We start from the raw sequence: 11,788 nt of genomic DNA on the forward strand, positions 1-11,788 counted from the left end.
TCCGCGCGTATCGTTCTCGGATAAATGCTTCGGGCTGGTAGCCCGTTTTTTTGACGGAGCTTACGATACGCAGGTCAACTGTTTCGTCATCACGCTCACGAACCTCGCAGTCTGTAGCGGTCCAGATCAGCCGAAGGCTGGATCCCTCCGCTCGTAACTGGCACCGGGCTTCGTCAGCACGACCCACAAGATGCGGGCGATCTTGGCTGCCAAGGCGACGGTGACCTTGTTCTTATGCATTCGGCGTTCCAGCCCATCAAGCCATGGCCCCAGGCGGTCCCGGCTTCGGTCGAGATGCGTCACGCAGGATCTAGCTCCGTGGATGATCATGCGCCGGAGGTACTTGTTGCCACGTTTGCTGATGCCGAGCAGCCTCGTTTTGCCCCCAGTAGAGTACTCCCGTGGCACGAGCCCAAGCCATGCCGCCAGATCGCGAGCTTTGCGGAACTGACGCCCCGTGCCGGCCGATGCAAGCAAGGCGGTGGCCCCCAGTGGGCCGACACCGGGTACAGTCATTAAGCGACGGGCCGTATCGCTGCGCGCTGCGATAGCTTCGATCTCGCGGTTCATGGCGGCGATGCGCTGTTCGAGATCGCCGAGTTCCCCGAATACCTCAGTCAGCATTCGGCGCATGGCGGGCGTGAGCTCATTGTCCATATCCCCGAGCACCCGTGGCATGTCGGCTTTGAACTTGCCGGCACCTTGGTGGATTGCGATGCCGTATTCCAGGCAAAAGGCGCGCATCTGACTGATCAGTCGCGTGCGATGAGCGATCATCCTGTCCCGGACGCGGTGCAGAGCCTGCAGGTCAATCTGTTCCGGCGACCGGATCTCCACGAAGCGCATCGTCGGCCTGGTTACCGCTTCTGCGATGGCTTCGGCGTCGATGATATCGTTCTTGTTCGACTTCACGAACGGCTTCACGAACTGTGCCGGCACGATCCGCACAATGTGACCCATCGCTTGAAGTTTGCGCGCAAGCCACTGCGAACCGGGACACGCTTCCATCCCCACCAACACCGGCGACGCACGCTCAAAGAACTGCAGCAACGTCTCCCGTCTGAAGGTGGCTTTCTGGATCGGTGCGTGAGAAGCATCGAGGCCGACGACGTGAAAGACCGTCTTGCCGATGTCGATGCCGAACACGGCTGCATCTCTTGGCTTGTTCCGTATGCTCATTGCATCCTCCTTCTTGATCGCTCGACTGTGGATGGAAGGACAGGGCGGGTCATCCCATTAATAGCCGGAGAGCGCCATCAGGACGCTCATGCCACCCGAGAAGTTAAATCCCAAAACCTGGTCGATATCGGGGTTGGCATGGTTCAGCGCCACGAGGGATATCGCCGCCGCACGCAGGACGACTCCTGCCTCCATGCGCCGCGTCTTAAACATGGGCGACATGTTTGAGTTCCTCCAGTTCGGCAAGCGAGAGTTGATCCCAGCGCGGGGGGATGAAGCCGAGATATCCTTCCAGTGCGATGCTGGCATTAACGAACGAGAGCGAGTCCGTTGAGATGTCGATAAACCTTGTCTCTCGCCCGATCCTATCTGGGCTCTCCGTGCCAAACTCCTCGAAGATTTCGAAGATGCTGGTGGCCGCGACGTCGAGAAGGAGAATGTCCGCGCAATGGTGCGCAATCCGTCGCGAGGCGAGGCCCAGGAAGGCGGTTAGCTTACGGAGGCTGAACGGTTCGTTGTTGAACCCTTCGAACATCGCCTCGAATGACGGCGCTTTTTCGCGGGATGGCGCGAGACCGTCCATCGCCTTAAAATCATATTTGCCGTTCGACAGGCGCGGCAGGGCTTGGACCTGAACAACGGTGCATGCATGGGGGGGCAGGTGGATCTCGCCCTGCAGAACCTGATCAATGATGGCGAGTTCATCAGTCCGTGCCGTGGTCAGCGTGGTCTGGTGACACGCCTCGAAGAGGAGACCCGGATCGGCAAAGGCGGGACCCTGGCGGCGCAGCTGTCGCGGCTCGACCTGATCGTTCTCGACGAGCTCGGTTATCTGCCGTTCGCCCGCTCGGGAGGGCAGTTGCTGTTCCACCTCATCAGCAAGCTTTATGAGCGGACCAGCGTCATCATCACCACGAACCTCGCCTTCGGCGAATGGCCGACCGTGTTCGGCGATCCCAAGATGACCACGGCGCTGCTCGACCGCGTCACCCACCACTGCGATATCGTCGAGACGGGCAACGACAGCTGGCGCTTCAAAAACCGCAGCTGACAGCCACCTTCGGCGCCTTCAAAAATCTATCTTGCGCTGCGCGCGCCTCCGGTCGGGCTACGCCCGCCCTCCGCCGCACGCAGCGCAAGGCCATCTTCAACAAACCAGCATCATATTATCTGAAAAGGGGGTCCCTCTTCGACGCCGATCGGGGGTCCCTTTTGAACGCCGTTTGACAACGGTAGAGCGTTGACTGCGGGGTCAGTGCCGACAAAGTCAACAAATGCTCCCATTTTCAGCATATCGGTCATCGAGAATCACTTTCCAGTTGGATTGGGCCCAAACTACGTGTTCTCTTTTTGTTCGGCAAGTCGATACGGCTTCACTAGGGGCAACCGGCTTCTCTCCGCTCGCAAGTCGGTCGTTGGGGTCGCTCCGAGTCGGGCCAATCACACATAGCGCAGTGGAGCGAGGCACCGGACGTGTCCTGAAGACTGAATCCTCTCGTCAATAGAAGCGGCTGCTTGTCGCCCAAAAGACCCGACGATAAATGACCGGGCTCGGTCTGATGATACCACTGGGTGGGTCGCATCCGAAGGCTCCAATCTCACACACGCAAGGCTAATCTTTCAACATTATCGACCAGACCCGATCGTTCACATCTTCACCGGTAAACGTTATATTCGGCCGAAGCTGGTCGACCGCCGTGGACATAGCAGAAGGTCAGCAAAGCGCCTTTTAATCAGTCATTCGCGGTGAATTTCAGAAGTCCCGAAACCGGCCGTTCGATCACCCGGCGCAAATGTGATCATTAACGACCGACTTTGGGACCTTGCTGCCATTCCATTTGGCGTCCGCCAACCTCAGCTTTTTGAAACTGGAAACGCACCTTATACTCGCCGCTGAGAGGTGACCGGGGGAGGCATATGTTTCACGGCAAATTGACCCATGTTGACCTCGCCCCTGGCTTTGACGAGCGAGGGCATGGAGTGTCGGACATGGCGCTATTGAGCTTTATCCGGCGCTGGCATTTTTCGTTCATCTATTTGGGCGCCATGCGTGGAGCGTAGAAGGATAGTCAAATCAACTGTGGATGATCCCTCCCTGAAGGTGCGTTCAGATGTCCGTCGCCGACGGGAGACCGTCAAGCACGAATCCCTGCTCGGCGACGCTGCAGCGGACGCCACCGCCCTCCGGCCAGCAGAACAGGCCGAGACTCCAGAAGAGGCGCTCCACGTGCCTGCTGAGCGTCGTCACGACGTTCAGGTCGAGCGCGCCCTCCTCTGTGTAGCAGGCCGCCAAGTCGCGACCGAACAGCGTGATCCAGCTGCTCAGACCGTAGATAGCGAGCCGCTCAGGCAGATCGTCGCCGTCGAACAGCTGCCCCTCGGCCAAGCCGTCCCGATGGCCGACCCAGTCAGCCGCGTGGCCTAGCACCGCGGCCACCGTCTCGAGCCCCACTAGAAAGGTGTCGTTGACGTCGCTCGGGCGCGCGCTTTCAAATAGCGCTGTAGCGACCGTCCATGGATGCGAGCCCACACCCGCAAGTTCTCAAGGAATCTTCTTACCTACCAATGGTTTCCGTCATGCACCGAAATGGCGTTCTCTGGCCTTGGCGCTCCATTAACCCTTGGTCTATGCTTGGTGATATGAACCCCGTAGAGATCGAAGAAGCCGTATCCGCCCTCGCGCTCGAACCGTTTGACCGGGCGGAGTTTCCCTTTCAGTTCCTGCGCGCCTTCGGGAACAAGGATACCGCGATCCAGCGCCTGCGGGCGGGCAACACAAACCAGTCCGATGTTCCGGGCGCCGTGCTGCAGCGGGGGCACATCCACATTGCCACCTGCGATCAGGGTGCGGTGGACGAGACGCTTGTCGCCCTGCGGCAAAGCCCGAAGACCGTATCGCAAAAGGCCAAGTTCATCCTCGCCACCGATGGGGTGGCCTTCCAGGCTGAGGACATGGCCAGTGGCGAGACGGTTGCCTGCGATTACGCCTCCTTCCCTGACAAGTTCGCCTTCTTCCTGCCACTGGCGGGCATCACCACGGTTCAGCAGATCCGTGAGAGCAGCTTTGACATCAAGGCCACCGGCCGCCTCAACAAGCTCTATGTCGAGCTGCTGAAGGACAACCCTGACTGGGCCAGCAGGCGCGAGGACATGAACCATTTCATGGCTCGCCTGATCTTCTGCTTCTTTGCCGAGGATACCGACATTTTCGTCGGCGAAGGCCTGTTCAGCCGCACGGTCGAGCAAATGAGCGCACGCGATGCGTCTGACACGCACATGGTCATCGCCGAGATCTTCCGCGCGATGGACACCAGGCTGGCCGATCGCGCTGCCGCCGGGATCAAGAGCTGGGCCGATGTCTTTCCCTATGTGAACGGGCAGCTCTTTTCGGGATCGACCGAATGCCCGCGCTTCAGCAAGATCGCACGGTCCTACCTGCTGCACATCGGCAGCCTTGATTGGCAGAAGATCAACCCGGACATCTTCGGCTCGATGATCCAGGCCGTGGCCGACGACGAGGAGCGCGGTGCGCTCGGCATGCATTACACCAGCGTACCGAACATCCTGAAGGTGCTGAACCCGCTGTTTCTGGATGATCTGCGGGCCAAGTTGGAGGAAGCGGGCGACAACAGCCGCAAGCTGCTCAACCTGCGCAACCGCATGGCCAGGATCCGGGTGTTCGATCCGGCCTGCGGATCGGGCAATTTCCTCGTCATCGCCTACAAGCAGATGCGCGAGCTTGAGGCCGAGATTAACCGGCGGCGCGACGAGCCCGACCGCCGCAGCGACATTCCGCTCACCAACTTTCGGGGCATCGAATTGCGCAGCTTTCCGGCCGAAATCGCCCGGTTGGCCCTGATCATCGCCGAGTACCAGTGCGACGTGCTCTATCGCGGGCAGAAGGAGGCGCTGGCGGAGTTTCTGCCGCTGGATAGTCAGAACTGGATTACCTGCGGCAATGCGCTGCGGTTGGATTGGCTGAGCATATGTCCGCAGACAGGGGCGGGTGTGCGGGTTCAAGCGGATGACCTGTTCGGCACGCCTTTGGATCAGGCCGAGATTGATTTCGAGAACGAGGGCGGGGAGACGTACATCTGTGGCAATCCGCCCTACTTAGGGTCAACGTGGCAGGATTCTGAGCAGAAGGCCGATTTGGAGCGTATATTCGGCCATCGCACCAAAAGCTGGAAGTCGCTCGATTACGTTGCGGGTTGGTTCATGAAGGCGGCGGATTATGGCACCCAAGCCAGAGCTGCGGCAGCTTTTGTGTCAACCAACAGCATTTGCCAAGGGCAGCAAGTGCCGATCCTGTGGCCGCTGATCTTTCAGACAGAACATGAGATCGCCTTTGCGCATACGTCCTTCAAGTGGGCGAACCTTGCTAGCCAGAAGGCCGGCGTCACTGTAGTGATTGTTGGCCTCGCGAGACAATCTTGCAGAATGAGGACCATATACTCAAATACTGATGCCGCTGAAACCGTTGCCAAACAAGTAGAAAACATCAACGCCTATCTAGTGGCCGGGCCAAACATCATTGTTGCACCTGTGTCAAAACCTCGCGACGAGCGTGGCCTTATGGAGTGGGGCAATAAGCCGACTGATGGCGGGAATTTTTTCTTCACTCCTGATGAACGCTACAGCCTGCTGAATGCCGCTCCGGAAGCCACTCCTTACCTTAAGCGCTTTTTGGGTGCGCAGGAGTTTATCCGTGGCGAGGGTCGCTATTGCCTTTGGCTGGAGGACGCAGAACGGGAGGAGGCTGAAAGGATCCCCGAGCTTCGAAGACGCATAGAGGGCGTCGCGAAGTCACGTGCAGAGAGTAAGGCGGCGGAGACCCGCCCGGCGGCAGCGTTCCCACACCGGTTTCGTCAAATTCAGTCCGTAGCCAAATCCAGCAGTCTTGTCGTGGCACGGGTAAGTTCAGAAAACCGTGATTATTTGCCAATCGGTCTCGAAGATCATGGTACTATCATTGGCGACCGGAATTTCGCTCTCTACGATGCCCAGCTGTGGAACATGGCGCTGATCGCGTCGCGCCTGCATTGGGTCTGGATCGGAACCGTTTGCGTCCGCATGCGCACCGACTTCTCCTACTCCAACACCCTCGGCTGGAACACATTCCCGGTCCCCACTCTGACCGACCAGCACAAGGCCGACCTCACCCGCTGCGCCGAAGACATCCTCCTCGCCCGCGAAGCGCATTTCCCGGCGACGATTGCGGACCTCTATGATCCCGAGACCATGCCCGAAAATCTGCGTGCCGCGCACGATCGCAACGACGAAGTCCTCGAACGCATCTACATCGGCCGCCGCTTCCGCAACGACACCGAACGTCTGGAAAAGCTCTTCGAACTCTACACCAGGATGACCTCGAAGGGGAAAGCCGCGTGATCATGCCACCTGCGTACTAGGCATTCGAAAGGAGGCTGATTTGGCACGTTGCCGCGATTGCGGAATGCCGGTCGAGTTCGTCACGATCGATGGACGGGCAATACCGTTGCATCCGTTTGGTGGCTGTAGTGGCAGGAATGGTGCAACGGACGGTCGTGTCGTTCGCAGCCCTGACAGCCAGTGCATCAAGACGAATTGTGCGCAGTGCGGCGCTGCCGTGTTCTTCATCCGCCACAACGGTGGAAGCGTGTTCATTGATCCGCCGCTCGGGCCGCCTTGGGATCGCCACCCTTGCATGCCAAGGAAGCAGGCGGGCGCAGTCGCCGCTCAGGCTCAGGACGCGTTATACGTCAGCCCCGAAGCCCGCGAACTGCTGATAAGGGTCCGGGGCCTTATAACCGGCGTGGTCACGCAAGCCGAGGTTCTACCTGGTCAACATGGCGCGATGCTAACCATTGCCGTGGCACAGGCCGACCCCCTTGTCCTGCTCATGCGCAGCCCCTCCACGTACTTTCTCGGCAAGATGGTGATCCTGCGACCGGCGAAGCGATTGCTCTATTCCGCCGAGAACCCGACCGAAGTCTTCGCAGTAGAGCGAGCTCTCCACGTGCCGATGCCGCTGAGGAACCGCGAATTTCCGCTGCTTCTGGAAGGGAGTGAACTGTCTACAGCTGCCGATGATGCCAAGACAGCGGCCCTGCTCGATGGCCAGCCCAAGAATGTCTGCAAGGCATATCGCAAGTACCTTCGACTTGGGCTGGCGGCTGACTGGAAAGCGCACGAGCTGGCTGCAATCGTCCACCTGCTGGAAGGAAGGAAGCAGGAAGAAGTCGTTCATCAGGCGGCGGTCCTAACCCTGGCGAAGTTTGCAGAGCATGGTGATGCGTCGGTCGCCTTGATCTTGGCGAAAGCACTGCAGCCTCAAAAACGTGAACTGCTGGCGCACTGGTATAGGCGATACTCACCCATCATGATTGACCTCAGCCGGAAAGACAGGAAACTCCGCACAATGCGGGGACCTGACGGCACTATGCCAGACATTGACCACGCAGGTGCAAAGGCGAATCCCTTCTTCAAGCGCTTGCCAAACAAGGACCAACAGTGAAGTGGTCAGCCTCAGAGCATTGCGCCGAACAAGAGCTGCAAGTTGCCCCTGTGTCTGAGAGCGAGATAAGATGACCCCCGCCCAACCCATTCCGGCTGTCAGCTTCAAGACCGCCCGTACAGGCGCCTCGGCCAAGGCCAATGCGCTTGGCATGCGCGTGATGCAGGAGCGTGCCTACAACAAGCGGGGCGAGCAGTACCTGCTGATCAAGTCGCCGCCGGCCTCGGGCAAGAGCCGCGCGCTGATGTTTATCGCGCTCGACAAGCTGCACAATCAAGGGCTGAGACAGGCGATCATCGCGGTGCCGGAAAAGTCGATCGGCAGCAGCTTTGCTGATGAGCCGTTGAGCGCCCACGGCTTCTGGGCGGACTGGACGGTCAAGCCGCAATGGAACCTGTGCAACTCCCCCGGCGCTGACGAGGATCGAGTGGATTCCTCCAAGGTCAAGGCGGTCGGCCAGTTCCTTGAAAGCGGCGATCCGGTGCTGGTCTGCACGCACGCCACCTTCCGCTTCGCGGTCGAGGCCTATGGCATCGACGCATTCGACGACCGGCTGATCGCGGTGGACGAGTTTCACCATGTCTCGGCCAGCCCGGACAACCGGCTCGGCAGCCAGCTTGCCGCATTCATCGCGCGCGACAAGGTGCACATCGTCGCCATGACCGGCAGCTATTTCCGGGGCGACGCCGCCCCGGTCCTGACGCCCGAGGACGAGGCGAAGTTCGAGACGGTGAGCTTCACCTACTTCGAACAGCTCAACGGGTACGAGCACCTCAAGGCGCTCGACATAGGGTATTACTTCTACACCGGGCGCTATCTCGAGGCGATCGAGCATTGCCTTGATCCGTCGCGCAAGACGATCGTGCACATTCCCTCGGTCAACGCCCGCGAGAGCACGAAGGACAAGATTGCCGAGGTCAACGAGATCCTGCACTACCTCGGCAAGTGGCAAGGGGCCGATCCCGTAACCGGCTTCGAACTGGTCGCTTTGCCCGATGGCCGGGTGTTGAAGATCGCCGACCTTGTCGATGACAGCGATTCTGCGCGCCGGGCGAAGGTTTTGGCGGCGCTGAAGGACCCTGCGCACAAGAACGATCGCGACCATGTCGACATCATCATCGCGCTGGGCATGGCCAAGGAAGGCTTCGACTGGATCTGGTGCGAACACGCGCTGACCGTCGGCTACCGGTCGAGCCTGACCGAGATCATCCAGATCATTGGTCGCGCCACGCGCGATGCCCCGGGCAAGTCCGTTGCCACCTTTACCAACCTTATCGCTGAACCAGATGCTTCCGAAGCAGCCGTGGCCGATGCGATCAACGATACGCTGAAGGCCATTGCTGCCAGCCTGCTGATGGAACAGGTGCTCGCGCCCCGCTTTACCTTCAGTCCGAAGAACAACGGGCCGCTGCCGAATTTCGACTATGGCGAAGGTGGCTACAAGGAAGGGCAAACCAACGTCGGCTTCAACGAGGAGCGCGGGCAGTATCACTTCGAGATAGCGGGCCTCGTCACGCCCAAGAGCCCTGAGGCGACCCGCATCGTGCAGGAGGACCTCAACGAGGTCATCGCCGCATTTGTGCAGACCAAGACCGTGGCCGAACGCGGCATGTTCGACGAGGAAACCCCGGCGCAGGAACTAACCCAAGTCGCCATGGGCAAGATCGTGCGCGATCGTTACCCCGACCTCTCCGCCGAGGATCAGGAGTCTGTCCGGCAGCACGCTATCGCGGCGCTGAACCTGACCCAGAAGGCGAAGTCGCTTGCCATGGGGGTGACAGACGCTACCGATGGTGAGCAGCGCGCCAATACCGCCTTGTTGGATGGCGTGCGGCAGTTTGCCATGGATGTCCGCGAACTCGACATCGACCTGATCGACAGCATCAACCCCTGGCAGGCAGCCTATGCCGTGCTGGCCAAGTCGATGAGCGAGAGCACGCTCAAGCAGGTTCAGGCAGCGATCACCGCCAAGCGCACCAAGATCAGCCCCGAGGATGCCAGGGATCTCGCTGCCCGCGCAGTCCGCTTCAAGAAGGAACGGGGACGGCTGCCGTCGATCACATCCGCCGATGCCTGGGAACAGCGCCTCGCCGAAGGGGCCGCCGCATTCATGCGCTTCCGCGAGGAGGGCCGCTATGAGTGACTTCAACCTCGACGATCTGGCCGACGAACTTGCGGACTTTGCGCCCGCCAGGAAGAAGCAGGCCACCTATACGGCGCGCGAGGAACGGATCATCGCCGGGTTCGAGGACATCGAGCGCTTCTTCGAAGAACATGGTCGCCTGCCCCAGCACGGCGAGGACCGAGACATCTTCGAACGCCTCTATGCCGTACGGCTGGATCGCCTGCGTGCGCAGGAAGACTCCCGGACTCTACTGGCCGACTTCGACAAGCACGGACTGCTCGACCGCGTAGAAGCTGATCTCGTGGACGCAGACGAGCTTGATCTGGACGATCTGGCCGCTGAGCTAGGCGGGCTTGGCGAGGGTGACGACATCACTCAACTCCGCCACGTTCGTTCAACCGAGGAAAAGCGCGCTGCCGAGGAAATTGCCCGCCGCGAGAAGTGCCCTGACTTCGAGAAATTCGCCCACCTGTTCAAGCAAGTAAAAGATGACCTCTCCAGCGGCACACGCGTAACCCGGCCTTTCGAGCTCAAGGCCGAAATCCGGCCCGGCGCATTCTTCATCGTCGGTGGTCTGATCAGCTATGTGGCAGAGATGGACGAGGTCTTCGTCAACGCGCAGGGCCGCACCGATGCGCGCCTCCGCGTGATCTTCGACAACGGCACGCAAAGCGGGATGCTGATGCGGTCGCTACAGCGCCAGCTCAACGAAGATGATGCAGGGCGGCGCATTACTGACCCGGCACCCGGTCCTCTATTCGCTGACAAGGCTGAAGCTGGCGAAGTCGAAACCGGCACCATCTATGTGCTTAGAAGCAAGTCAAACCATCCATTCGTTGCGGAGCATCGAGAGGTAATCCACAAGATCGGTGTAACCAGTGGCTCGGTCGAAGCACGTATCTCCGCCGCGGAGAAGAGCTCGACTTATTTGCTTGCTGGAGTCGACGTTGTTGCGACGTACAAGGTGTTTGGCGTAAACTGCCAGAAACTGGAGAACCTCATTCACAAGGTCTTCGCGGCTGCCCAACTGGATCTAACAATTCAGGATCGCTTCGGCCACTCGGTTAGGCCTCGTGAGTGGTTCGTGTTGCCAATTTCAGTCGTGGACGAGGCAGTCGAACGCATCAGGGATCGAACCATCACGGAATTCAGTTATGATCCTAAGGCCGGTATGCTATCCCCAATCAATTAGTCACAAAGCGCGCAACAGCTTAATTTTGGGGGCTCTTGTTTTTTGATCTACTGAGCGCGGAAGGATAGGATCTGATCAACGCCGTACCGTAAGACATCGTAAGATTCCAACGACTCTGCGAAGCCACGGCCTTTCTCCATCGCACTCAAACAAAACGAAAGAGCATCTCTATCAGCTATGACTTTATCGTCTGCCAAAAGCACTCGTACCGAGCTTATCGCAAGTGATTGCGGTATTTGATGCTCCCCGCAGACCGATCCAAGGAATCTCAGAATCGTAATATTAGATATGACAAGAAATTCAGAGTCAGTCATAATTCTGGCGGCATCTCGACCAGCATCCTCATCATGTTGAAGGGCGGCGTAGACCAAAGCTTCAGCAGTTACAGCGATTTTTTTCACAGGAAATCTTCGCTGCAATCTCGTTTAGTCATTGCGTCCACTTTTGCATTCCCTAGCATGCCGAAGAAATTTTGTAATGTGGCCGACTTTTTTGCTGGCGGGGGCATGATAAGGGGGCCGCTGAAGACTGGCCTGCTTTTAGTTTCCGGTAACAATCGAGGCGATACAACCTTGAACTTGCGCGTCTTCCTTCCTTGGTTGCGAAGAATTCGAAATGGCGCCCCGCATTCTTGGTCTTCGAAATCGACCAGCGTGCAGTGATCATAAGGCTGAAATTCTAGGCTAACCGATCGTATCTCGTCGATCTGATTCATCTCGAGAGTCTGAATGATCAAATCGATCGCCTCTTCAAAATCCCAAAGATAAAAAGATCCCGACATCTCGATACGCATGGC

9 protein-coding genes and 1 pseudogene are annotated in these 11,788 nt (G+C 58.9%); 5 read left to right on the forward strand and 5 right to left on the reverse strand.

What is annotated here, in order from left to right; translation table 11 throughout:
* Positions 1-126: 126 nt before the first annotated feature.
* The 3 genes from AC3WLM_RS07195 to AC3WLM_RS07205 are packed head-to-tail and all read right to left on the reverse strand — an operon-like array spanning position 127 to position 1,762.
* Positions 127-1,179, reverse strand: a complete 1,053-nt coding sequence (locus tag AC3WLM_RS07195) for an IS110 family RNA-guided transposase (protein ID WP_039338337.1) — start codon at positions 1,177-1,179, stop codon at positions 127-129.
* Between the two features lie 57 nt (positions 1,180-1,236).
* Positions 1,237-1,401, reverse strand: coding sequence for a hypothetical protein (locus AC3WLM_RS07200; RefSeq protein ID WP_492476994.1), 165 nt, complete (start codon positions 1,399-1,401; stop codon positions 1,237-1,239).
* A complete protein-coding gene (locus tag AC3WLM_RS07205; protein ID WP_036527606.1) occupies positions 1,385-1,762 on the reverse strand; it encodes a hypothetical protein in 378 nt (125 codons plus the stop codon). Before AC3WLM_RS07205 ends, AC3WLM_RS07200 begins: the two co-directional genes overlap by 17 nt.
* 147 nt (positions 1,763-1,909) lie before the next feature.
* Between AC3WLM_RS07205 and AC3WLM_RS07210 the strand changes: the two are divergent.
* Positions 1,910-2,230: pseudogene (locus tag AC3WLM_RS07210) on the forward strand (ATP-binding protein); the annotation flags it as partial.
* 1,056 nt (positions 2,231-3,286) lie between these two features.
* On the opposite strand, the gene AC3WLM_RS07215 reads toward AC3WLM_RS07210, so the two are convergent.
* Positions 3,287-3,616 carry a hypothetical protein gene (locus tag AC3WLM_RS07215; RefSeq protein ID WP_492476995.1) on the reverse strand — a complete coding sequence of 110 codons (330 nt, stop codon included), beginning with the start codon at positions 3,614-3,616 and terminating at the stop codon, positions 3,287-3,289.
* A 203-nt stretch (positions 3,617-3,819) separates the two neighbouring features.
* On the opposite strand from AC3WLM_RS07215, the gene AC3WLM_RS07220 reads away from it, so the two are divergent.
* From AC3WLM_RS07220 to AC3WLM_RS07235, 4 genes are all read left to right on the forward strand, one after another.
* Positions 3,820-6,570 carry a class I SAM-dependent DNA methyltransferase gene (locus tag AC3WLM_RS07220; RefSeq protein ID WP_492478101.1) on the forward strand — a complete coding sequence of 917 codons (2,751 nt, stop codon included), beginning with the start codon at positions 3,820-3,822 and terminating at the stop codon, positions 6,568-6,570.
* Between the two features lie 64 nt (positions 6,571-6,634).
* A complete protein-coding gene (locus tag AC3WLM_RS07225; protein ID WP_492476996.1) occupies positions 6,635-7,675 on the forward strand; it encodes a hypothetical protein in 1,041 nt (346 codons plus the stop codon).
* A 70-nt stretch (positions 7,676-7,745) separates the two neighbouring features.
* Entirely contained in the window at positions 7,746-9,818 is a 2,073-nt protein-coding gene (locus AC3WLM_RS07230; RefSeq protein ID WP_492476997.1) for a pseudomurein-binding repeat-containing protein, read from the forward strand.
* On the forward strand, positions 9,811-10,992 hold the full coding sequence (locus AC3WLM_RS07235; RefSeq protein WP_492476998.1) for a GIY-YIG nuclease family protein: 1,182 nt from the start codon (positions 9,811-9,813) through the stop codon (positions 10,990-10,992). The genes AC3WLM_RS07230 and AC3WLM_RS07235 overlap by 8 nt, the downstream gene beginning before the upstream one ends.
* A gap of 397 nt (positions 10,993-11,389) precedes the next feature.
* On the opposite strand, the gene AC3WLM_RS07240 is transcribed toward AC3WLM_RS07235, so the two are convergent.
* A complete protein-coding gene (locus AC3WLM_RS07240; protein ID WP_492476999.1) occupies positions 11,390-11,785 on the reverse strand; it encodes a hypothetical protein in 396 nt (131 codons plus the stop codon).
* Positions 11,786-11,788 lie beyond the last annotated feature (3 nt).

This window comes from Novosphingobium sp. FW305-C-30-35 (genome assembly GCF_058783135.1).